Annotated in this window: 20 protein-coding genes; 5 read left to right on the top strand and 15 right to left on the bottom strand. The window is 43.7% G+C overall.

Going from position 1 to position 22,915, the window contains the following annotated elements; genetic code table 11:
* Positions 1 to 22 precede the first annotated feature (22 nt).
* Positions 23 to 1,243: a 3-deoxy-D-manno-octulosonic acid transferase gene (locus IR173_RS09855; RefSeq protein WP_237039464.1), complete on the bottom strand. Its 1,221-nt coding sequence runs from the start codon at positions 1,241 to 1,243 to the stop codon at positions 23 to 25.
* An 11-nt stretch (positions 1,244 to 1,254) separates the two neighbouring features.
* Complete coding sequence (gene gltX / locus IR173_RS09850; RefSeq protein ID WP_237039463.1) at positions 1,255 to 2,772, bottom strand: glutamate--tRNA ligase; 1,518 nt, start codon at positions 2,770 to 2,772, stop codon at positions 1,255 to 1,257.
* An 81-nt stretch (positions 2,773 to 2,853) separates the two neighbouring features.
* Between gltX and IR173_RS09845 the strand changes: the two genes are divergently transcribed.
* Positions 2,854 to 4,911 (top strand): HD family phosphohydrolase, encoded by a 2,058-nt coding sequence (locus IR173_RS09845; RefSeq protein WP_237039462.1) that lies wholly within the window; start codon positions 2,854 to 2,856, stop codon positions 4,909 to 4,911.
* Here IR173_RS09845 and IR173_RS09840 read toward each other — a convergent pair.
* From IR173_RS09840 to IR173_RS09785, 12 genes are all read right to left on the bottom strand, one after another.
* Positions 4,886 to 5,371 carry a low molecular weight protein-tyrosine-phosphatase gene (locus tag IR173_RS09840; protein ID WP_237039461.1) on the bottom strand — a complete coding sequence of 162 codons (486 nt, stop codon included), beginning with the start codon at positions 5,369 to 5,371 and terminating at the stop codon, positions 4,886 to 4,888. The genes IR173_RS09845 and IR173_RS09840 overlap by 26 nt on opposite strands.
* Before the next feature lie 6 nt (positions 5,372 to 5,377).
* Positions 5,378 to 6,088, bottom strand: coding sequence for a phosphatase (locus IR173_RS09835; RefSeq protein ID WP_237039460.1), 711 nt, complete (start codon positions 6,086 to 6,088; stop codon positions 5,378 to 5,380).
* A gap of 2 nt (positions 6,089 to 6,090) precedes the next feature.
* The gene (gene priA / locus IR173_RS09830; protein WP_237039459.1) at positions 6,091 to 8,553 is read right to left on the bottom strand and encodes a replication restart helicase PriA; all 2,463 of its coding nucleotides are present in this window, start codon (positions 8,551 to 8,553) and stop codon (positions 6,091 to 6,093) included.
* Between the two features lie 196 nt (positions 8,554 to 8,749).
* Positions 8,750 to 9,331: a porin family protein gene (locus IR173_RS09825; protein WP_237039458.1), complete on the bottom strand. Its 582-nt coding sequence runs from the start codon at positions 9,329 to 9,331 to the stop codon at positions 8,750 to 8,752.
* 569 nt (positions 9,332 to 9,900) lie between these two features.
* Positions 9,901 to 10,122 (bottom strand): DUF2795 domain-containing protein, encoded by a 222-nt coding sequence (locus tag IR173_RS09820; RefSeq protein ID WP_002558131.1) that lies wholly within the window; start codon positions 10,120 to 10,122, stop codon positions 9,901 to 9,903.
* A gap of 71 nt (positions 10,123 to 10,193) precedes the next feature.
* Positions 10,194 to 10,757, bottom strand: a complete 564-nt coding sequence (locus tag IR173_RS09815; RefSeq protein ID WP_237039457.1) for a cob(I)yrinic acid a,c-diamide adenosyltransferase — start codon at positions 10,755 to 10,757, stop codon at positions 10,194 to 10,196.
* An 8-nt stretch (positions 10,758 to 10,765) separates the two neighbouring features.
* Entirely contained in the window at positions 10,766 to 11,389 is a 624-nt protein-coding gene (locus IR173_RS09810; protein WP_237039456.1) for a hypothetical protein, read from the bottom strand.
* Between the two features lie 272 nt (positions 11,390 to 11,661).
* Entirely contained in the window at positions 11,662 to 13,194 is a 1,533-nt protein-coding gene (locus tag IR173_RS09805; RefSeq protein ID WP_237039455.1) for an acyl-CoA carboxylase subunit beta, read from the bottom strand.
* A 7-nt stretch (positions 13,195 to 13,201) separates the two neighbouring features.
* On the bottom strand, positions 13,202 to 13,717 hold the full coding sequence (locus IR173_RS09800; RefSeq protein ID WP_237039454.1) for a biotin/lipoyl-containing protein: 516 nt from the start codon (positions 13,715 to 13,717) through the stop codon (positions 13,202 to 13,204).
* Positions 13,718 to 13,734: 17 nt separating this feature from the next.
* The gene (gene accC, locus IR173_RS09795; RefSeq protein ID WP_237039453.1) at positions 13,735 to 15,246 is read right to left on the bottom strand and encodes an acetyl-CoA carboxylase biotin carboxylase subunit; all 1,512 of its coding nucleotides are present in this window, start codon (positions 15,244 to 15,246) and stop codon (positions 13,735 to 13,737) included.
* A 54-nt stretch (positions 15,247 to 15,300) separates the two neighbouring features.
* On the bottom strand, positions 15,301 to 15,657 hold the full coding sequence (locus IR173_RS09790; protein ID WP_237039452.1) for a DUF488 domain-containing protein: 357 nt from the start codon (positions 15,655 to 15,657) through the stop codon (positions 15,301 to 15,303).
* A gap of 59 nt (positions 15,658 to 15,716) precedes the next feature.
* Positions 15,717 to 16,199: a GNAT family N-acetyltransferase gene (locus IR173_RS09785; protein WP_237039451.1), complete on the bottom strand. Its 483-nt coding sequence runs from the start codon at positions 16,197 to 16,199 to the stop codon at positions 15,717 to 15,719.
* A 74-nt stretch (positions 16,200 to 16,273) separates the two neighbouring features.
* On the opposite strand from IR173_RS09785, the gene IR173_RS09780 reads away from it, so the two are divergent.
* The 3 genes from IR173_RS09780 to IR173_RS09770 are packed head-to-tail and all read left to right on the top strand — an operon-like array spanning position 16,274 to position 18,916.
* Positions 16,274 to 17,911, top strand: coding sequence for a B12-binding domain-containing radical SAM protein (locus IR173_RS09780; RefSeq protein WP_237039450.1), 1,638 nt, complete (start codon positions 16,274 to 16,276; stop codon positions 17,909 to 17,911).
* A gap of 49 nt (positions 17,912 to 17,960) precedes the next feature.
* Positions 17,961 to 18,389, top strand: a complete 429-nt coding sequence (locus IR173_RS09775) for a GNAT family N-acetyltransferase (protein WP_237039449.1) — start codon at positions 17,961 to 17,963, stop codon at positions 18,387 to 18,389.
* 29 nt (positions 18,390 to 18,418) lie between these two features.
* Positions 18,419 to 18,916 (top strand): GNAT family N-acetyltransferase, encoded by a 498-nt coding sequence (locus IR173_RS09770; RefSeq protein ID WP_237039448.1) that lies wholly within the window; start codon positions 18,419 to 18,421, stop codon positions 18,914 to 18,916.
* A gap of 442 nt (positions 18,917 to 19,358) precedes the next feature.
* Here IR173_RS09770 and IR173_RS09765 read toward each other — a convergent pair whose 3' ends face one another.
* The gene (locus IR173_RS09765; protein ID WP_237039447.1) at positions 19,359 to 19,688 is read right to left on the bottom strand and encodes a helix-turn-helix domain-containing protein; all 330 of its coding nucleotides are present in this window, start codon (positions 19,686 to 19,688) and stop codon (positions 19,359 to 19,361) included.
* A gap of 599 nt (positions 19,689 to 20,287) precedes the next feature.
* Here IR173_RS09765 and IR173_RS09760 point away from each other — a divergent pair.
* Positions 20,288 to 22,912, top strand: a complete 2,625-nt coding sequence (locus tag IR173_RS09760; protein ID WP_237039446.1) for a TonB-dependent receptor plug domain-containing protein — start codon at positions 20,288 to 20,290, stop codon at positions 22,910 to 22,912.
* Positions 22,913 to 22,915 lie beyond the last annotated feature (3 nt).

Below are 22,915 nucleotides of genomic sequence, written 5' to 3'. Positions count from 1 at the left end.
TATTATTGTACCTTACAATGAATTACAATCGGATAGCTTTCATGATTTTTTCCAAAGCTCCGGAGTTGTTCTTCACATAATCTCCGGCTGCATTTCCCGCCTGCAGCAAATAGCTATCATCAGTCAGGAATTTATCCATCAAACTTTTAAATTCCTCATAATCATTGATTTCAAACCCACCTTTCTTTTCTAAAAGATGCTGAGCTTCACGGAATTTCTTATTGTTTGGTCCGAAAATAACCGGAATACCATACACAGCCGCTTCAAGTACATTATGAATACCCACTCCAAAACCACCTCCGATATATGAAATTTCTCCATAACGGTAAATGGATGAAAGCAATCCATAACAATCAATAATCAGACAATCAGCTTTTGATACATTTTCTTCTGTTGCCTCTGTATAACGAACACACGGGCGTTTTACCTTCTCCATGATTTCTTTCAGATGGCTATCACTCACTACATGAGGAGCTATGACCAACTTCATTTCGGGATGTTCATTAAAGTACTTGATAAAGATATCTTCATCAGGCCCCCATGAACTACCGGCAACAAAGGTTTTCGAATCCCCTTTAAATGCTTTTACCAAAGGAAGTTCTTTTGCAACGGCGCAAATATCCAATACCCGATCAAAACGAGTATCACCTACAATTGTCACATCTGTAACACCAATACTTGCCAGCAGTTTTTTAGAAACTTCATTCTGCACAAACAAATGCGCAAAAGTCTTCAACACTTTGCGGTAATCCTTACCATACCAGCGAAAAAATATCTGATTCGGACGGAAAATAGATGAAACACTATAAACCGGAATACCTTTCTTATAAAGTGTATTCAGATAGTTCTGCCAAAATTCATACTTTATAAAGAATACCATACAAGGGTTTGCCAATTCGACAAAACGTCTCACATTACGAGGAGTATCAAAAGGCAAATAACACACGATATCAGCTCCCTGATAATTTTTTCTCACTTCATATCCGGAAGGAGAAAAGAAAGTCTGCAATATTTTATACTCGGGGTGCTCTTTGCGAATGCGCTCAATCAATGGACGTCCTTGCTCAAACTCACCCAAAGATGCTGCATGAAACCAGATATAACGAGCATTCCGGTCAATCTTGTCACGCAGAATCTCAAAAACCTCCCGATGACCCTTCACCATCTTGGCAGGCTTGGAGCTGAACAATGCAGCCAGCTTAACCCCGAATAGATAAATATAGATGACTAGATTATAAATCATGATTCACGGTATTACTTGAGCACTTCCACAGCCCGGCGAATGCGTCTCAATGTTTCTTCTTTTCCTAAAACAGCAGAAATATCAAACATGTGCGGCCCTTTGCCCTCGCCCACCAGTGTCAAACGGAAGGCATTCATGATATTACCCAAATGATAACCTTTATCTTCTATCCATTTCATTACTACCTTTTCCTGATTCTCCAACGAGAAGTCGTCCAAAGCTTCCAATACGTCTGCAAGTTCCAGCATACGCTCGGGAGAATCTTCTTTCCAACGTTTCTTGGTGGTCTTTTCATCATACTCTGTTGGAGCAACAAAAAAGAACTTACAGGTTTCCCACAAATCCTTAATGAAACTAACGCGGTCTTTCATCAATCCCACTACAGTTACCACCTTATCCATAGGAGCCTCTATGCCATTTTCTTTCAGGACAGGCATAAACAATGTTGCTATTTCAGCATTGTCTTTCTTTAATATATATTCGTGGTTAAACCACTTTCCCTTTTCAAAATCAAATTTTGCACCGGCCTTACTGCAATGGCTTAAGTTAAACAATTGCACCAATTCATCCAATGACATGATTTCTTGGTCGTTACCCGGATTCCATCCCAATAAAGCAAGGAAATTGATAACTGCCTCGGGCAAATATCCCGACTCGCGATAACCGGATGATACTTCTCCGGTCTTAGGATCATGCCACTCCAACGGAAATACCGGGAAACCGAGACGATCACCGTCACGCTTGCTCAGTTTACCATTTCCGTCGGGCTTCAACAATAACGGAAGATGAGCAAATTCGGGCATCGTATCTTCCCAGCCGAAAGCACGGTACAACAATACGTGTAAAGGAGCAGAAGGCAACCATTCCTCTCCACGGATAACGTGAGAAACTTCCATCAAATGATCATCCACAATATTTGCCAAATGATAAGTAGGCAGTTCATCTGCAGATTTATACAATACCTTATCATCAAGAATAGATGAGTTTATCACCACTTCGCCACGGATGATATCATGTACATGGACATCTTCGTTAGGTTCTATCTTGAAACGTACCACATATTGCTTACCGTCTGCCACCAATGCATCGACTTCCTCTTTCGACATTGTCAAAGAGTTGCGCATAGCCATACGAGTTGAAGCATCATACTGGAAATTAGGAATTTCCTTACGTTTGGCATCTAATTCTTCAGGCGTATCAAAAGCAATGTAAGCTTTATCGTTATCCAGCAAGACTTGCACATATTTCTTATAAATATCGCGGCGTTCAGACTGACGATACGGACCGAAGTCACCACCAAAACTTACGCCTTCATCAAACGTAATACCCAACCACTTGAACGACTCGATAATGTATTCTTCCGCTCCCGGAACAAAACGATTTGAGTCGGTATCTTCTATACGGAAAATTAAATCTCCACCGTGCTGACGAGCAAACAGATAGTTATACAAAGCAGTGCGCACACCACCAATATGCAACGCTCCCGTTGGGCTCGGAGCAAAACGAACTCTTACTTTTCTTTCTGACATTGTTGTTTTATATAAAATACGCTGCAAAATTAATCTAAATTTCCCGATTTTTTCGTATTTTGCGCGCAAAAATATACGATTATGAAAAGTTTCAAGACCGGCAAACGGTTTTCATATAAAGATTTGCTCTATAAAAGCCTTATTTTCATTGCTACTGTGTCAGTGATAGTTTACTTTTTACCCAATGAAGGCAAATTCAACTATCAATTTGACATCAATAAGCCATGGAAGTACGGACTGCTGCAAGCATCGTTCGATTTCCCCATTTATAAAAATGATATGCAAGTGCAAAAAGAACAGGATAGTATTCTTGCCACCTATCAACCCTATTTCCACATAGAAAAGAATGTGGAAAAAAATATGATTGAGAAGTTGAGGGAAGATTATAACAAAACGCTCCGTCACTCTTTGCCCGGCACAGATTATGTGAGATATATAGAACGTATGCTGAAAGAGTTGTATAGAAATGGAATTATTGCCGGTAATGATCTCACCCGGATGGAAGAGGACAGCATCACTGCCATACGAACTGTAGAACAAAATACGGCCACGAGCCGATTGGTGGAGCAGCTATATACTGTAAAGGATGCCTATGAATACCTGCTGAATGCCGACACTACACATTATAAAAAGAAAGTATTGCAACAGTGCAACTTAAACAATTATATTACTCCGAACCTTATTTATGACGAGCCCAAGTCCGAAGCGGCACAAAAAGATTTGCTTTCCAATATCTCGTATGCAAACGGTTTCGTTCTAAATGGTCAAAAAATCATCGATCGGGGAGAAATCGTAGACGAGCAAACCTATAATATATTGGAATCTTTACGGAAAGAATGGGAAAAGCGAAGCGAATCTTTACAGGAGAAGCGGTTGACATTAGCCGGACAAATACTTTATGTAGGAATATTCCTGTTCTGCTTCATGGTCTATCTGGATTTGTTCCGTGCCGACTATTATGACCGTAAAGGCAGTTTGACCTTGCTTTTCGCATTAATTGTACTATTCCCGGTTGTCGCCTCCGTCATGGTCTCGCAGAGTTTATCCAGTATTTACATCGTGCCTTTTGCAATGATACCGATTATAGTGCGTATCTTCCTTGATTCGCGAACAGCGTTCATGGCTCACGTCACTATCATCCTGCTCTGTTCCATCACGTTACGTTTCCCTCATGAGTTTATTCTCCTGCAGGTGGTAGCAGGTATGGTGTCTATCTATAGTTTGCGCGAGTTATCACAACGCTCGCAACTCCTGCGAACGGCTTTGGTAGTCTTTGCCAGCTATGCATTGCTGTATTTTGCTTTTGAGCTGATTCACGAAGATGATCTGACGAAACTGAATACACGTATGTATATCTATTTTATGATCAATGGTATTCTGCTGCTGTTTGCCTATCCGCTATTGTTTATTTTGGAAAAGACCTTCGGTTTTACTTCCAACGTTACGCTGGTGGAACTTTCCAATATCAACAACAGTCTGCTGCGTGAGATGTCGGAAATAGCTCCGGGTACTTTCCAGCATTCCCTTCAAATGGCTAATTTAGCAGCGGAAGCTGCCAATAAGATTGGTGCGAAAAGCCAGTTAGTCCGTACCGGAGCACTTTATCATGATATAGGGAAAATGGTAAATCCCGCTTTTTTTACCGAGAACCAATCAGGAGTGAATCCACACAAGAGCCTCAACTATGAACAAAGTGCACAAGTTATCATCAGCCATATCACAGACGGCCTGAAACTTGCCGAGAAACATAACCTGCCCAAAGTCATCAAAGACTTTATCAGTACGCATCACGGAAGAGGGTTGACCAAATACTTCTACATTTCCTATAAAAACGAACACCCTGACGAAGAAGTGGATACTGAAAAGTTCCGTTATCCGGGACCTAACCCATTCACAAAAGAACAAGCCATTCTGATGATGGCCGACTCCGTAGAAGCTGCTTCACGAAGCCTGCCCGAATACACAGAAGAAAGCATCGGCACCTTAGTAGACAAGATTATAGATGCACAAGTTACAGAAGGGTTCTTCAAAGAATGTCCTATCACCTTCAAAGACATCGCCTTAGTGAAAGCGCTGTTTAAAGAAAAGCTGAAAACGATGTATCACACTCGAATCAGTTATCCCGAGTTGAAGAAATAGCACGAATATCTTCAAGCAGTCCGGCGCAGGCGTCTTCCAGAATGTCCAATACATTCTCGAAACCTTGCGCCCCTCCATAATAAGGATCGGGTACATAATCCGCCATCTTTAGCCTGCAATAATCTGTCATCCGATGGATTTTCTTTTCTGTGTCCAAATCAGGTGCACGCTCTATCAAGTCCTCTATATTGCGGTCATCCATACCGATAATCATATCAAAGTGATAAAAATCTTCTGTATGGACAGGGCGGGAACGATGGGTCAGATTGTATCCCCGGCGAGCAGCATGCATACGCATACGGCTATCGGGCAACTCCCCTTGGTGATAGCTCAGGATACCGGCAGAGTCTACTTCAATTTCTCTTTCCAAACCTTCTTTTTGAATTAAAGTACGCATAACCTCCTCTGCAGAAGAGGAACGGCAAATATTGCCGAGGCAGACAAAAAGTATTCTTTTCATATAGCTTTACAAGCAAAGATATTCTTTAAATGATTTCACGTCACGATTCATAATCAGTGCCTCAGGAAACTCAGTTAGTTGCAACAGGTCGTACACATAATCGTACCGGGCAATATCAAATGAGATATGGGCATCGCTTCCTAAAATAACCGGCACCTCATATTGTTTGCACAGCCGCAGGATAGCAAGATTGTTCTCCCGGGCATCCGGCTTATTACGGGTCGGTTTTAAAGAACTGTTATTTATCTCCAATAGAGTATGATGTTCCTTGGCCGCCAATACAATCGGCTCGAAATGCAATTCGGCCGTACCATCTCCGGGATGACTGATAATATGAATGAAAGGATTACTGACTGCCTTCACCATGCCATGCGTATTCTCGTCTATCGTGCCATAATTATAACATAAAGAATGGATACCGGCAATTCGAATATCCAACATTCTCATATAATTTTCATCCATATCAAGATTACCTTCCCCATCAAGGATGTTTATCTCTGCTCCCAACAGCAGTTCGATGCCATACATCTGCCGGGGAACGACATGCAAATTTCTGAAATAAATGGGATTACAGCTTCCCGGAATACCGGATGAATGTTCCGTTATTCCCAACAGTTTCAACCCCTTGTCGGCAGCAGCCTGCGCCATTTCCTGTAAAGTGCTGAATGCATGCCCGCTGGCAATGGTGTGGGTATGCACATCTAATTCTATTTTCATAACTACTGTGGATCTACATCATAATATACTAACAGAGAACGGAAACGCTCGTCTTCAATAATGGCGCGTTGTATGGCAAGCAAATATTCACGTACTTTCGCTATCGAAGCGGTCTGTTCCACTTTAACCATAATCTTCTTAATAAATAAGGTCTGGATACGAGCTACCGGTGGTTTATCCGGACCCAATACACGACTTCCCAAGCCGGAGCGGAGTTGTGCAGCCATCGCATCTGCCGCCATATCAAGTATATCTTCTTTCCGATGTTTCAGATAAACATAGATGAGACGATAATAAGGCGGGTACTTGAAAATCTGTCGTTCTGCAGACTGGTCATAGTAAAGCTGTTCATAATCATTCGATATCACCTGATGAATTACCGGCAAATCGGGAGACTTTGTCTGCAAAATCACCAACCCCTGTCTGTTCTTCCTTCCGGCACGCCCCGCTACCTGCGCCATCAACTGGAAAGCACGCTCATGGCTACGGAAATCAGGATAATTCAACATTGTATCGGCATTCAAAATACCGACTACACTGACATGGTCAAAATCCAATCCCTTCGAGACCATCTGTGTACCAATCAAAATATCTGTCTTCCCCTGTTCAAAATCAGCTATGATTTTCTCATATGCCGTCCGGGTCCGAGTAGTATCCAAGTCCATTCGGGCCACTCTTGCCTCGGGAAAAATCAATTTGATATCATCTTCAATACGCTCCGTTCCGAATCCCCGATTCATCAATTCCACACTACCGCAGGCAGGACACGAACGAGGTACTTGATAAGTATACCCGCAATAATGGCAAGTCAGTTGGTTCAAGCCTTTATGATAAGTAAGGCTCACATCACAATTCTTGCATTTCGGAACCCAACCGCACGTATGACACTCTATCATCGGAGCAAAGCCACGACGGTTTTGAAACAAAATCACCTGCTCTTTACGTTCAAGCGCCTCTTTTATCTCTTTAACCAACCGAGGCGAAAAAGGCCCCTGCATTCTTTTTTGATGAGCAAGTTCTTTAATATCTACCAATTCGATATGAGGAAGCTGAATATCTTTATAGCGTTCTTTCAATTCTACAAACCCATATTTACCCGATGTTGCATTGAAGTAAGTCTCCACACTGGGAGTGGCTGTCCCCAAAAGGACTTTAGCACCAAACATTGATGCAAGCATAATAGACGAATTACGGGCGTGATAACGAGGAGCCGGATCTTGTTGCTTATATGTATTCTCGTGCTCCTCATCCACTATTACCAATCCCAGGTTCTTGAATGGAAGGAAAATGGAGGAACGCACCCCCAATATAACATCATACCCTTCGTCGCCCAACTGCTTCTGCCAAATTTCCACGCGTTCGGCATCCGGGAATTTTGAATGATAAATGCCAAGACGATGACCGAATACACGCTTCAGACGTTCAGTTATCTGAGTAGTCAAAGCAATCTCCGGCAATAAATAGAGAACCTGTTTACCGGCCTTCAGCACCTCTTGAATAAGATGAATATATATTTCAGTCTTGCCACTGGACGTCACTCCGTGCAACAGACAGACATTCTTTTCTCTGAAACTCTGAATAACAGACTGATAAGCCTGTTGTTGTGCCGGATTCAATGGATTGACATCCGCTGTTTTCAGCATTCCTTTATCCAAACGTCCTATTTCCTGATGATAGATTTCAAACACTCCCTTTTCCACCAGCCCGTTGAGAACGGCGGCAGAACCACCGGCCTTCTCCAATAAAGTTTTTTTAGTAACCTCCTTCAACGTACTTTCACGCGATGCCCAGCCCGAAAGTTCTACATACTTCATCAACAGTGCCAATTGTTTGGGAGCACGGCCCAGTTCATTGAAAAGTTGTTGTAAGCGGGCCTCATCGATACCGGAGTCAGCCAATTTCACACGTGCCTCCGTACGAGGCTTATAATGACGCTTCAGTTCCTCCTTCACGTAAATGGCCTCCTTGTCGAGCAGTGACTTAATGACCGGAAGAATATTCTTCATTCCACTAGCCTTCTCCAGCTGTGTGACACATTGTTCCGTATCGCAACTCAACAAATCCAATAATTTCTGTTCCTTCTCAGGAAGTGGAGCTGTTGCTTCAAAATCCGGATTATATTCCACTAAAGTCTCACTTTCCAACTTCATGCCGGACGGAATGGCAGCCTTATAGACGTCTCCCAATGTACAGAGATAATAAGAAGCCAGCCACTCCCAAAACTCAAACTGCTTAGGCAGCAGCACAGGAGTTGAGTCGAGTACCTCTTCTATATCTTTTGTCTCATAACCTTCGGGAGCTGCATAATGCACATGAGTGACAATAGCCGTATAGAATTTCTTCCGTCCAAACGGTACTATAACCCTACACCCCATCTGCACTTTCTCCTCCATTTCTGCCGGAAGCGAATAAGTGTACTGACCGGCAATGGGTAACGGCACTATGACATCTACATATTTTTTCATGCTGCAAAATTACAAAAAGGGGTTGTGTCAAAACGTGGATAATGCTGTCGTTTCGTTCGTAGGGGCGAGGTTCGCTCGCCCGAAAACAGTTTACTTTGTGTCTTCGGGCAGGCAAACCCTGCCCCTACAGCTGACGATGGGATAGGCCGGTTTAGTTTTGACACACTCCCTTTTATCTTTTGTTAAATGAGCTTGCTTAGAACAGATATGCAAGTGACACCTGCCAAGTATTGTTTTTAATCTTAATGACTTCTTCGTTGGCAGTCTCAATAGTAGCAGTATGGCTTAAAGCAAAATTATAATTTACACCTACTTGTATGTGGCGAATCAACTTTACACCCGCACCTACATTGAAGGTCGTATTATTCTTCTTCAGCTCATAGTCCATAAAACCTTTCTTATTGCCAATATTAAAGCCAAACTGCGGACCGGCAGCAATATACGCGCCCAGCATACTTCCCAGGCCAAATGACCACTTCAAATTCACAGGAATTTCAAAAGTCTTCAATTTAGCATCTGTATCATATCCTTTTGCAGCCAAATCTGTTTGTGAGTACAAAGCAGCTATATCAGCTCCTACACCGATAATAGGCAATGTGAACTCAGCCATCGGACCGATAAACCAACCGGTTTTATTGTCTCCTTTTAAATCAGACTTCGAGAAACTAACCTTTGACAAGTTCAAACCACCCTTCACACCAAAGTGCAACTGAGCTTGAGCAGGAGCAGCCATCATTAAACATACAGCTACCATAAATACACTAATAATCTTTTTCATGTTTGTTTATTTTTAGTTTACGCCACAAAGATAAACACTTTTTCCGATGATAATGTTTAATCGCAGCATAAAGTTATTCTTTTGCAGGAAGGGGGAAAAATCTTATCAGTACCCGATTTAACCAACCATGGGAAGAGTAAGCCGTTTCTTAGGGTCAGCCAAGGCCTTTTAAACGGAAGATTATTACAGTCTTCGGCAATGGACTGTACAGACTGCAGTAATGGACTGTACAGTCTACAGTAATGGACTGTACAGCCCGCTGAAGGAGACTATACAGTCTACTGCCGGAAACTGTAGTAATCCGACGGACAGACAGGCATAACCGAAAGGACGAAAACGCTTAGTCCGGCTAATGAAACGACTTAGGGAGTTCTAAGCGTATGCAGAGGTTGAAAACCGGAGGAGAAAACATCCGGCGACAGGTGTTTGCCTGATATGTTAAATCCCTAAGAATAATGACTAGCTCCACAAAACTTGCATCCTACCCCGCTAGAAAAGTGTTTGATACCGATAAAAACCAAAGACGGGCCGGAACCAAAAGCTCCGACCCGTCTTTACATCACCTGTGTTTAATACTCTTCCTCGTTGAAGAAGAAGTCTTCTTTGCTCGGATAATCCGGCCAAATATCCTCTATACTTTCATAGATTTCGCCTTCATCTTCCATCTCTTGCAAGTTTTCGATTACTTCCAACGGAGCACCCGAACGCATTGCATAGTCAATCAACTCATCCTTAGTAGCAGGCCAGGGAGCATCTTCCAACTTCGAGGCCAATTCTAATGTCCAGTACATAGTTTTCTTATTTTTTGAGTAAATACTTTTCCTTTTATCTCTATTTAGCCGCAAAAGTATAATAAATTATTTCATCTGCAACTTTTATCCCAAAAAATTTCTTCCTTTTCTGCAAGATGATTCAACTTCCGTGCCAAAATGAACAGATAATCCGATAATCTATTGACAAAAGCTGTTACACGAGCCTCTATTTCACATTCTCCGGCCAATGCCAATATACGACGTTCAGCCCGACGGCACACTGTACGGCAGATATGACAGACAGCAGCGCCACGCGCCCCCCCCGGAAGGATAAACGCATGAAGAGGAGTGAGTGCATTGTCTATTTCATCAATGGCCTGTTCCAATAATGTAATATCTTCATCACTTATACGGCTCTCCATGCGCAATGCAGTCTGTGCCTGGTCGGTAGCCAGATAGGAGCCGACGGAAAACAACTTATTCTGCACATGGGTCACCAAATGTTTGTCGTTTTCCTCTGTCAAATATGTTTGCAGAAACCCCAAATAAGCGTTCAGTTCATCAATGGTTCCATAAGCTTCCAAGCGTATATGTGTCTTGGGCACACGAGCTCCCCCTACCAATGAGGTGGTACCTTTATCGCCTGTCTTCGTATATATCATACTTTTTTTCATGGTCTTATTTATAAGAAGTTGACTATATAATGCTGTTTATAACGTTTCTTATCGAAAAACACCAGACCGATATCATATAAATCAAAGGTTATACCGACACGTTCATCAGCAACCACCTTTTTCCACCATTCGTGCTTCTCCTTTGATTCATAAATTCCTCCTATAATAAACCAACTATCCGGGTGTATATAGGGCAAGGATTGTTCAAACACTTCTTGGTAGAAGGAAGTATGTGCAATATGCAAGCAATCAATATATTGCAGTTCTTCCAACTTTTCAGCTAGTTGCTGTAAGGTTTTATCCCGGTCTCTTCCCTTCAGGGTAACAGAATCCATGGTGTGACAAGCCGCACGCATATAACTGATGGACGCTCCATTGCCAATCCCCACTTCTATCAAAGATTTCGGTCTGAAATAATTAACCAATCTGAACAGCAAACGGTTCACTTTGCACCGATAGTGAGGCAGGTAATTTGAGAATCCCCTTTTCTTCAATGTCCGGTATGCATAGTAAGGGTATCTCTCATAAATAATGGAAGTTATCAAAAAAAAGTCGGACGGAGAGTGCACACCGTAACCACAACGATGACGGAAACGTTTACACCATATCCACAGTCTACAAAGAAAGAACATATTATTTCTAGGTTGTTAAGTTACACAAAGATAAAAGATTGCCCGACAATATAGAAATAAAACGCTATTTTATTTCTATATTGTCGGGCAATTCAACTTTATATAAAGCTTTAATGCAACTTATAGCGAACCAAGCAATCATCTTCTTCGCCTTCAAAATGCACAAAGTTACAACTTTTCAGTTAATCCATAACGAACAAAACAAAGAACAGTCCTATTCTTTAGAAACAAGACTGTTCTTCTATAAAAAGTTCATTTATCCTTCTATTTCTTTAAAGCGGCATATTACCGTGTTTCTTAGGCGGATTGCTTTGGTTTTTGTTGTGACACATATCCAACGCCTGAGCCAGTTTATATCTTGTATCGCGCGGCATAATCACTTCGTCAATCAGTCCGCGTTCGGCTGCACGGTAGGGGTTGGAAAACTTATTCTCATACTCCTTAATTATTTCCTGCTTCTCTTCGGGAGTCGATTTCCGATAAAGGATGTTCACTGCACCCTCAGCACCCATCACTGCAATTTCGGCCTGCGGATAAGCCAGATTCACATCAGCCCCTGTCGGTTTGCTGGACATCACGATATAGGCTCCACCGTATGCTTTACGAGTAATCAATGTAACTTTGGGAACCGTAGCCTCGGCGTATGCATACACTATTTTCGCACCGTGACGGATAATGCCGTTGTGTTCCTGCACCGTGCCGGGAAGGAAACCGGGAACATCCTCAAAGGTAATCAAAGGTATATTGAAACAGTCGCAGAAACGAATGAAGCGGGCAGCCTTGTCGCTGGCATCAATATCAAGCACACCGGCAAGGTAAGCGGGCTGGTTGGCAACGATACCCACCGAACGACCGCCCAAACGACCGAATCCCACTACCACGTTCTTGGCAAAATGGGGCATTACCTCGAAAAAGTACTGGTTGTCCAGCACCGGCTCAATGATGTCCTTGATGTCGTAAGGCATATTGGGGTCTTCGGGGATAACGGTCTGAAGCGCTTCTACCTGACGATGGATATCATCCGTGCAGGGAACAAGGGGAGCATCCTCCATATTGTTGGAAGGCAAGAAACTCAACAGTTCACGGATGCTCATCAGAGTTTCCTCCTCATTATTACACATAAAGTGAGTGACGCCACTCTTGGAACTGTGAGTATAAGCGCCACCCAGTTCTTCTTTTCCCACCTCTTCATTGGTCACGGTCTTTACCACATCCGGCCCGGTAATAAACATGTGGCTCTGCTCTTTCACCATAAAGATAAAGTCGGTCAGTGCGGGAGAGTAGCAAGCACCACCCGCACAAGGCCCCAAGATAGCGGAAATCTGTGGAATGACCCCCGAAGCAATGGTATTCTGATAGAAGATGGAGGCATAACCGGCAAGGCTATTCACGCCTTCCTGAATACGGGCACCACCCGAATCATTCAGTGCAATGACAGGTGCACCGTTCTTCAGAGCAAGTTCCTGCACCTTGACAATCTTGGCGGCATTGGTTTCACTCAACGAACCGCCGTGTGCGGTGAAGTCATAGGCATACACAAAAACCAGACGACCGTCTATCTTTCCGTATCCCGTCACCATCCCGTCGCCGGCAATCTGTTTCTTCTCCATGCCGAAATTGGTGCAACGGTGGTTTACCAGCTTGTCAAGTTCATTGAATGTACCTTTGTCAAGGAGCATTTCAATACGTTCGCGGGCAGTCATCTTGCCCTGCGCATGCTGTTTTTCTATCTTGTCCACACCGCCACCCAGCGATGCGTTTTTGTCCAGTTCCTCAAACCGGCTGTATATTTCTTCTCTTGTCATGGTTCTTTCAATCTTCTTTTATGATATCCAATATAATCAGTTCCTGGTTAGCATTGACAGCATCGCCCTCCTGCACCAGAATATCCTTTACGACACAATCCGAACTTACTTTGTAGTTGCTCTGCATCTTCATGGCTTCCAGCACCACCACGATGTCTCCTGCACTAAGACAGTCTCCCTTTTGGACGGGAATCTTAACGACCTTACCCGGCATGGGCGCAATAATCCGATTGTCTTGTTTCTCTTCTCCGCCCTTCTTCATGCGCAAGTACTTGGTTTGCGTATCCACAATATTTACGTGGTAAGAACGGTAGAACATGTTCACGTCATAACTCTTACCGCCTTCACCGCGAATCAACTCGGCATTAAACGAATTGCCATCGTGAAGAATGGAACAACTTCCGTTCTCCGCCATCACAATATCCACGTCATAAGGCTTTCCATCGATAAGGAACTGTACCTTATTACCCTCTTTGCTCACCAAAGTTACATCGGCGATGCGGTCTCCTATATGTATTTCCATATTTCTTTTCCGTTTGTTTAGATGCGTAATACTCCCTTCTGCAAACCGAACTCACGCCAACGGCTGATGGGACGGCCGTCGGGCAACTGCGAGCTCTTGTTTTCTTCCAGATTCATCAGATAATCAATGTAAGAGGCAATCATTGCAATATTCTCGATTTCCTCGTTATTGCCGTTGCCACGCAACAACATACGGGAGTTCTTCTCGATAAACAGCGTATTATATTCGCCTTTCACAAAGTCGGGCGTATGCATGATACGTTTCAAATAGCTGAGGTTGGTCTTCAGCCCGGTGATTTTGTATTCATAAAGTACACGGCGCATACGCTCGATGGCATATTGTCGAGTAGTAGCCCAAACAATCAGCTTGCCTATCATGGGATCGTAATAGATGGGTATCTCATACCCCTCGTACACGTAGCTGTCGATGCGGACACCGATACCGTTCGGCTCGGTGAGCTGCTTGATGATACCCGGCGAAGGCATGAAATTATTCTCCGTATCCTCAGCGCAGATACGGCATTCGATGGCATGGCCGCGCTGGAACAACTCCTCCTGTCTGAGATGCAGCACCTCGTCATTGGCGATACGGATTTGTTCCTTTACCAAATCTACACCGACCACTTCTTCCGTGATGGGATGTTCCACCTGGAGGCGGGTATTCATTTCGAGAAAATAGAAATTACGGTTCTTGTCCACGAGAAACTCAATGGTTCCCGCACCCGAATAGTTCACCGCCTTGGCTGCGGCAACCGCTTTCTCACCCATCTCCCTGCGGAGTTCGGGGGTAAGGAACGGCGAAGGACTTTCCTCCACTATTTTCTGGTTACGACGCTGAACAGAACATTCTCGGTCGAACAGATGAATCACATTGCCATGATTGTCACCCAGAATTTGGAACTCGATATGGTGAGGCTCTTCCACAAACTTCTCCAGATAAACGGTATCATCGCCAAAAGACGACATAGATTCCGAACGTGCGGTATTATAAGCCTCCACCACTTCGTTTTCACTGTGAATGAGGCGCATACCCTTTCCACCGCCACCCATTGAGGCTTTCAGCATCACGGGATAGCCGATTTCATTGCAAATGCGGACTGCTTCCTCTGCACTCTGTAACGGCTGTTCCGTTCCGGGAACAACAGGTACGCCGGCAGCAATCATACGCTTGCGGGCAGCTATCTTATCGCCCATCGCCTCCATCGTCTCGGCGGCAGGCCCGATAAAGATAATCCCTTCTTCCTTACAACGGCGGGCAAAGTCTGCATTCTCGGATAAAAAACCATAGCCGGGGTGAATGGCATCGGCATGATGCTGCTTGGCAGCTTTGATGATATTATCTATATTCAGATAACTATCTTTGGAAGCGGCAGGGCCTATCAAACAGGCTTCATCTGCATACATTACGTGCCGCGCTGTGCGGTCAGCTTCCGAAAAAACAGCCACGGTGCGAATGCCCATTTCCTTACAGGAACGCATTACACGTACGGCTATCTCGCCACGATTGGCGATTAGAACCTTTTGTATCATAATCCTTCTTTTTACCTAAAACGGTCGCAAAGTTAGCTTTTTTCTGCACAAAAACTAAGAAAGTGTGCTTAAATATTGCGCCAGTACACGCGCATGATTCTGCTCCTGATTCTTCGAAGCATATAGAAGTGTAACCTTTTCATAAGGTTTTATCCTATCAATGAACGCTTTAACGGCAGGTGAGCGTTCCAGTTCTTTTTGGTACATATCGGCAAAGGCGCCCCATCTTTTTTCTACGTCGGCATGAAACCATTTACGCAAAGCATTGGAAGGGGTTAATTCTTTTGCCCAATAATCGTATATCAGATGCTCCCGTTTCATTCCTCTGGGCCAAAGACGGTCGACCAATACCCGATAACCATCGTTGGGCGAAAAGTCTTCATATACCCTTTTAATACTAATTTGAGTCATAGTCAGTTGTTTTTAGTTTTAATGGCTATAACCTTTTTTTTGATGGAAATGTTCACAGGCTATAAGATGAGCTCGTAATCGCCGACATCGAGCCAACTACCAAATTTCAGTCCAACTTCCTTAAAATGAGAGACTTTTTGAAAGCCCAACTTAGTGTGTAAGGAAGTGCTGGCCTCATTCGGCTCCGTCAGGCAAGCAATCAGTGCATGATACCCCTCCCTCCGACATTCTTCTATCAAGCGTGTCATGAGTTGGGTGCCCATACCTTTCCCGACACAATCGGGAAGAAGATAAACAGTCGTTTCCAATGTATGTCCGTAGGCCACACGCTGTTTCCAGGGGTGAGCATAGCAATACCCCATAACCTTTCCGTCCGACTCGTAAACAAAATAAGGATAATGAGCCGAAATCTCAGCTATCCGGAAGCGCATATCCTCTTCCCTCACTGGTTCGATATCAAATGTAACCACACTGTGTGCGACATATTCATTATAAATAGCCGTAATAGCTTTCGCATCTTGTAGTTCTGCTCTTCTAATCATAACGGTATCTGTTTAAAAACGCAGGCAAGATATAAAAAAAGAGCTATCTTTGCAAACTGAAAACAATATTAAACATGAAGATTCTCTGGATAGACCTCAACAGCTCGTATGCTCACTCCTCGCTGGCACTTCCCGCCTTGCATGCACAGATAGCTTCGGACACCTCTGTGGAATGGGATATAGTATCTGCTACCATTAATGAAAATGTAGGGATGATTGTCGATGAAATCTACCGCCGCCGGCCCGACATACTTGCAGCCACCACTTGGTTGTTCAATCACGAACAACTGATGCATATCACATCTCGTGTCAAAGCATTGCTTCCAGAGGCTTGTCTCATCTTGGGAGGCCCTGAGTTTTTGGGAGATAATGAAGAGTTCTTGCGTAAGAATCCTTTTGTCGACTGTGTGTTCAGAGGAGAAGGAGAAGAAGCGTTTCCGCAATGGCTGGCCTGTCGGGAGCAACCCGAGAAGTGGGAAAGTATCCCGGGACTCTGCTATCTGACTCCCCAGAAGGAATATAAAGACAATGGCTTAGCACGCGTACTTCATTTTTCCGACCTTGTCCCCCCTGAAGAAAGCCGCTTCTTCAATTGGAGCAAACCTTTCGTACAATTGGAGACCACACGCGGATGCTTCAACACCTGCGCCTTTTGTGTAAGCGGAGGAGAAAAGCCTGTTCGCACACTATCCATCGAAAGCATACGGCACAGATTGCAAATCATTCACAGTCATGGCATCAAGAATGTACGTGTGCTCGACCGTACCTTCAACTATAATCCGCGCCGTGCCAAAGAACTTCTTCGCCTCTTCCTGGAGTTCTCGCCCGACATCCGCTTCCATCTGGAAATTCATCCCGCATTGTTATCGGAAGAGTTGAAAGAAGAGTTAAAACAATTGCCCGCAGGACTTCTCCACCTGGAAGCCGGCATTCAAAGTCTGCGTGCACCCGTTCTGGAGACAAGCCGGAGAATGGGAAAACTCTCCGATGCACTGGAAGGACTGACCTTCCTTTGTTCACTCTCCAATATGGAAACTCATGCCGACCTGATTGCGGGACTACCGCTTTATCATCTGGATGAAATATTCGAAGATGTATACACCCTCGCCGGATACTGTGCCGGAGAAATCCAATTGGAATCTCTGAAGCTATTGCCCGGAACAGAAATGCGCCGTCGGGCAAACGAGTTGGAAATCCGCTACTCCCCTCTCCCGCCTTACGAAGTACTACAAACGAAAGAAATCAGCGTCGGAGAATTGCAGACAGCACGCCAACTGTCCCGCTTACTCGATGCCTTTTACAATACCCCCGCATGGCAATCCCTGACACGGGAACTCATCGTAAACGACAGGACTTTTTTATATAAGTTTCTGGCCTACCTGACGGAAGCCAATCTCATTGACCAACCTATGAGCTTGGAAAGACGAGGGTTGGTGCTTTATGAATATTGCAAACAATACTATCCAAACTATCAGACACAGGCTTCCATTGCATGGATAGAGGCAGGCATGTCACTCAAGAAGCTGCCGGCAGAGCATGTAAAGACCAAACGGCAGACCCCGCCTGAACATTGGGAAGTGCTTTATGGTTATTATAAACCTGAATTGCGTCTTTGCTTTCTGCCTGCAGATACTGACACAGAACATGGCTACTGGTTCGGCTTCGAATCGGAAATACAAAAAATCGCACCGGTTTTCAAAGCTCGGACATAAACCGGACTTCACCTTATTATTATATTAGAAACTTAAAACCAATTTATTTATGACTCAAATCATCGAAATACTCGAATATAAGCCCGAATATCTGGAAGCTACCCGGAAGTTTCTGACTCAACTGACCACCCGCTCCATCACACTTACAGAAGAAGCTTTCAAGCAGACACTCACCTCGGAAAACAGTCACCTGTTTTTCCTTTTAGAAAATCAAGTAATCGCAGGAATGTTGACTGTCGGCATTTATTATACTCCCACCGGTGGAAAAGCATGGATAGAAGATGTAGTACTGGATACAACTTATCGCGGAAAAGGACTCAGCAAGATTTTAGTCCGCCATGCCATCGATTTCGTAAAATCACAAGGCATCCCTGTACTGATGCTGACTTCCAACCCCAAACGAACAGCCGCCAACAAGCTGTATCAGTCAATAGGATTTGAACAGAAAGAGACCAACGTATATAAAATGAATTTCTAATCTTAACACGATAGTAAGCCCAACCCAATATGAAAATCAGACAAACAACCTTCGATGACCTGAAGCCGATAATGGCCATATATGACTACGCCCGCCAATTTATGAAGGAACATGGCAACCCCAACCAATGGATTAACGGTTATCCTTCTGAAGAATACATTCAGCAGGAAATAGCCGACGGCCACAGCTATGTGTGCGAGAATGAGCAGGGAGAAATTGTAGGCACCTTCTGTTTTATTATCGGAGAAGATCCTACCTATACGGTTATCGATAATGGCAAGTGGCTGAATGAGGCCCCCTATGGTGTAATTCACCGTATGGCTGCCAATGGGAAAGAAAAAGGAATTGCAGACAAATGCATCCGATGGTGCTTCGAGCAACATCATAATATACGTGTAGACACACATCATGACAATTATGTGATGCAGAATATCTTGAAGAAAAACGGTTTTGAAGAATGTGGCATTATCTATACACATAACGGTACCCCACGTATCGCATATCAGAAAAGTGTATCAGAAAAATAATACCGGAAAGAAAATGGCATTTTCTTTCCGGCACTCTTTAATGTAAGGTTTATTCCAAATACGCGATATAAAGAAATAAATCTTATCCATAGAGACATCATTCATCTCTATTTCATATTCCTCACATTGAGACCCTCAACTTTTGTAGAGGACTTGTTTTCTCTACAACTTTATCACGATTCGACCTTTTATTTTTAAATGAGTGGCATACTAGCCATATCCCTCTATTCCTCATCTTAATTAACAAACCAATCTTAAATAACTGGTGATAAAGTCTCGTCATTTGCAACAACACCATTGGTGTTTTATTCATATTGCAAAGGTAGACAGAATGAAAGTTTATCAAATACCCAAATCGAGAACGATAAGAACATTTATAATATTTCCCCATTTCATCGATTATTTCTTGTCTGATAATATAATATTTCTCTGATGATTTATATTATTCAAGAGAGCTTTTGCTCTTTCTCCATGCCAAAGGAGTACTTTGATGACGTGCCTTAAACGCCTCGAAGAACTTGGCATCCGATTCAAAGCCTGTCATCGTTGCAATCTCAGCAACGGACTTATCAGTTCCCAGCAACAATTGTTCGGCATAATCAAGTCTCTTATCCCTGAGATATTTAGCAAGAGTAGTTTGCAGATGGTAATTCAGATAAGTTCTCAAATAAAAGACATTCACTCCAATCAGATTGGCAGTTTTCTCCATTGTAATATTCCGTTCCTGTAACAAATTCGGATTATCCAATACATCGTGTATTCTTTTTTTCATATCGGAAGTAAAATGCACGTTCTCCATTCTCTGCCGATTATCAAAAGCATTGTTTCCGCTTGCAATTCCAATAGGGAGACGAACGATTTGAGGTGAAACATAGCCTCTCAATTTATGCATAAGGAGTCTGTACAGGAAAGTTTTTCCCATTATATAGCTCGCTATTAAAGCACAAATCAAGTAAACGGTAATCAGACAAAGATAAAACAAGAACTCAGAATAGCGGTAAACCGCCAGAAACAGATAATTGTCAGAACATATATTATAAGAAAGAATGCCCCACATGATTATAATGAGTGACAAAGGGCGAATTGAATTCTTTTTTACCAGCCGGGATTCCCATATCAAGGACACACCTGCCACGCTTAATAAGAGCCAGGCAAATAATGAAAGACAGAAACTTAATGTTTTTAATATAAATAGCAGCATAGTCATGTTATTGTACCTGCAAATGTACTTAGAAAACTCCAAAACGCGGCAGCCCTCTTTACTTTTTTAATAGCAGATAGTGAACAGATGAAATAAAATTGTTTTCTTTGTACATGCTTAAAAACATTTGAGCAAATGCCCTACATTTTAAGAAATCCCATAAAACAACGATGAGCTACATCAATTATACAAGTACATTTGTCATTATGATACTGCTTCTTTGTTCGCTTCATTGCCACGGACAGAAGCAGAGGCCGGATGTAGACACTCTTCGCCACATACAATTAAAGGAAGTAATTGTCACGGCTTCCCAACCGGACACGCCGGGTTCCCGTTCCATTATCGGACAAGATGCTATCCGGCATATTCAGGCTACGGATTTATCCGGCCTAACACAGTTATTGCCGGGAGTGACAACACGCAACCCTAATCTGAACATTCCTGCCGGCTTCACCATCCGTAGCGCTTCTTATGACAATACAACAAATGCATTGGGAACGGCCATTTTGGTAGACGGAATGCGCTTGAATAATAATATGAATATGCAGCAGATGGGATTGGAAGGAAGAAGAGGAATTTATAATTCCACAGTACTCTCGGGCTTTGATGTGCGCTCCATCTCTCCCACTTCCGTCGAGTCGGTTGAAGTGATACGGGGTATTCCTTCTGCCCGTTACGGAGACGTAACCAGTGGAATGGTTTTGGTCAAATCCAAAGTCGGAATTCAGCCTTTCAGCGCATCCATGCGATTCACTGCAACAGAAAAACTGGCATCCGCAGGGAAAGGTTTTCGGTTGGGCAGCAACGGAGGCTCATTATATATAGGAGGTGACTATGCATTCTCACGTGAGGCGCCGCAAATTCCGGAAGAAACCTTTCACCGTATCGGTATCCAGGCCGCTTACGCCAAAGACTTCCGGTCGGCGACATTGAGAGTTGACTTACGCGGGTATTGGATGAAAGATAATGATAAAAGAGGAAACAACAGTGTGGACGGTGAATATCAAAGATACACCAATCAAGGATTCTCTTTTTCGGCCAACGGACAATGGAAGGTAATGAAGCCTTGGCTCTCCAGTCTGGAATATCGGGCAGGAATGAGTTACGGCAGACAGAAGAACGAGTCAAACACCTATTATTCCGGCACGCAACAAGTCACTACCTACACCACACTGCCGGGAGAACATGAAGGAAACTTCTTACCGCCTAATTATTTTGCTCCCCTTTCTGTAGAAGGAGAACCACTGACCACCCACGCCTCCCTCATCGCCAATCTGAGAAAAGCATTGAGTGAGCAAGTCTACGAGCATTTTCTTTTAGGAGTGGAAGCCGACATGGAAGGTAACCGGGGAAAGGGAATCAGTTTTAATCCTTCAAATCCTCCCCTCAACATGATAGGAATACGAACCCGTTCTTATCGTGACATCCCTTTCGTGTATCATTATTCTGCTTTTGCCGAAAACCGCATCGTCGTACGCACCGGAGAAATGCAGACCGAATTGGAAACCGGCCTGCGCATGATTAAGTTACACACTCACGCATTGCACCCCCGCCCCATAGCCGATCCGCGCATCAATCTTAAACAAATATTGATGGACAACAACGACAACTCTTTCATTCAGTACCTCAGCCTTCGACTGGGCTGGGGACTGATGCACAAAATGCCGGTATTGCCCTATCTGTATCCCGATATCTCTTATACTGACAAGAACAGCTTCACATATAATGACACGGAAAATAATTATCGGATGGCCGTCATGCACACTTACGCTACCGACCGCACCTTCAATCCCGATTTGGCTGTTCCCGTCAACCGTAAGTTTGAAATGGGCATCAACTTCCGAATAGCAGATATCACCACAGATATTGTATGGTATAACGAGCATCTGAAAAACGGATATTGCACCGCACTGCAAGCCGAACCGTTCAGCTACCGCCGCTATAATACTCTGATTGGCAAAGGAGAACACCCCGAACTGACTCCCGACGGTGTCGTTAATCACGGAGAGACGCTGGGCTATACCACCCTATCTTCCTTTGCCACTTACCAACAGCCGCAAAACGGCATAGAACAAAAGAAGCAAGGTGTGGAGTATACCATCGGGCCCATCCGGTGCCGTCCCTTACATTCTTCATTGCTCATCAGCGGCAACTATATGCACATGAAGGAAAAGAATACAGCTCTTTCTGCCTTTCATCCCCAAATAGAAGTCAATGGAAAGCCTTACCCCTATGTAGGCATCTATGAATCATCTTCTTCTACCGGCAACCTGCAAGTGTGGGAACAGTTCAACACTCGGTTTCAATGCATCACTCAACTACCCCGCATCGGGCTCATTGCCAGCCTGACACTGCAAGCCGTATGGATGGACAAGCAAAAGAAAGGCGTGGAAAGCCGATACAACAATCCGGTTTACCTCACCGATGCCAATGGCAGTCGCATCGAAGGAGATGCCATGACCGATATCGAACATCAGAAACGGTTAAATCCGGTCTACTATATGGATGCAAGCGGCAGCCTTTATCCTTTTACCGCAGAAATGGAGACAGACAGCCGTTTTTCAGATTTGATCATGTCAACAAATACCTTAACGGCTTTCCAGGAAGACTCTTTCGGGCCCTATTTCTTATTGAATCTGCGAATTACCAAAGAAATAGGACGTCATGTGTCCGTTGCCTTTTGTGCCAACAACCTGACACAATCAAATCCGAAACGATACAGAAACAGCACACAGCAATACTCCATATTGAATCCGGAACTGTATTACGGAGCTGAAATCAATATCCGATTCTGAGAA

It is taken from the genome of Phocaeicola faecalis (genome assembly GCF_021730445.1).
Lineage (GTDB): Bacteria > Bacteroidota > Bacteroidia > Bacteroidales > Bacteroidaceae > Phocaeicola > Phocaeicola faecalis.
The sequence above is the reverse complement of the archived record's forward strand: the minus strand, read 5'-3'. Positions and strand labels throughout refer to the sequence as shown.

Bases quoted from the DNA above. Each gene is read 5' to 3' on its own strand.
- IR173_RS09835 (WP_237039460.1), bottom strand. From the start codon at position 6,088: ATGAAAATAGAATTAGATGTGCATACCCACACCATTGCCAGCGGGCAT.
- IR173_RS09790 (WP_237039452.1), bottom strand. From the start codon at position 15,657: ATGACTCAAATTAGTATTAAAAGGGTATATGAAGACTTTTCGCCCAAC.
- IR173_RS09820 (WP_002558131.1), bottom strand. From the start codon at position 10,122: ATGTACTGGACATTAGAATTGGCCTCGAAGTTGGAAGATGCTCCCTGG.
- IR173_RS09765 (WP_237039447.1), bottom strand. From the start codon at position 19,688: ATGAAAAAAAGAATACACGATGTATTGGATAATCCGAATTTGTTACAG.
- IR173_RS09770 (WP_237039448.1), top strand. From the start codon at position 18,419: ATGAAAATCAGACAAACAACCTTCGATGACCTGAAGCCGATAATGGCC.
- IR173_RS09780 (WP_237039450.1), top strand. From the start codon at position 16,274: ATGAAGATTCTCTGGATAGACCTCAACAGCTCGTATGCTCACTCCTCG.
- IR173_RS09805 (WP_237039455.1), bottom strand. From the start codon at position 13,194: ATGACAAGAGAAGAAATATACAGCCGGTTTGAGGAACTGGACAAAAAC.
- IR173_RS09845 (WP_237039462.1), top strand. From the start codon at position 2,854: ATGAAAAGTTTCAAGACCGGCAAACGGTTTTCATATAAAGATTTGCTC.
- IR173_RS09855 (WP_237039464.1), bottom strand. From the start codon at position 1,243: ATGATTTATAATCTAGTCATCTATATTTATCTATTCGGGGTTAAGCTG.
- IR173_RS09760 (WP_237039446.1), top strand. From the start codon at position 20,288: ATGAGCTACATCAATTATACAAGTACATTTGTCATTATGATACTGCTT.
- IR173_RS09825 (WP_237039458.1), bottom strand. From the start codon at position 9,331: ATGAAAAAGATTATTAGTGTATTTATGGTAGCTGTATGTTTAATGATG.
- IR173_RS09840 (WP_237039461.1), bottom strand. From the start codon at position 5,371: ATGAAAAGAATACTTTTTGTCTGCCTCGGCAATATTTGCCGTTCCTCT.
- IR173_RS09810 (WP_237039456.1), bottom strand. From the start codon at position 11,389: ATGTTCTTTCTTTGTAGACTGTGGATATGGTGTAAACGTTTCCGTCAT.
- IR173_RS09775 (WP_237039449.1), top strand. From the start codon at position 17,961: ATGACTCAAATCATCGAAATACTCGAATATAAGCCCGAATATCTGGAA.
- IR173_RS09815 (WP_237039457.1), bottom strand. From the start codon at position 10,757: ATGAAAAAAAGTATGATATATACGAAGACAGGCGATAAAGGTACCACC.
- gltX (WP_237039463.1), bottom strand. From the start codon at position 2,772: ATGTCAGAAAGAAAAGTAAGAGTTCGTTTTGCTCCGAGCCCAACGGGA.
- IR173_RS09785 (WP_237039451.1), bottom strand. From the start codon at position 16,199: ATGATTAGAAGAGCAGAACTACAAGATGCGAAAGCTATTACGGCTATT.
- IR173_RS09800 (WP_237039454.1), bottom strand. From the start codon at position 13,717: ATGGAAATACATATAGGAGACCGCATCGCCGATGTAACTTTGGTGAGC.
- accC (WP_237039453.1), bottom strand. From the start codon at position 15,246: ATGATACAAAAGGTTCTAATCGCCAATCGTGGCGAGATAGCCGTACGT.
- priA (WP_237039459.1), bottom strand. From the start codon at position 8,553: ATGAAAAAATATGTAGATGTCATAGTGCCGTTACCCATTGCCGGTCAG.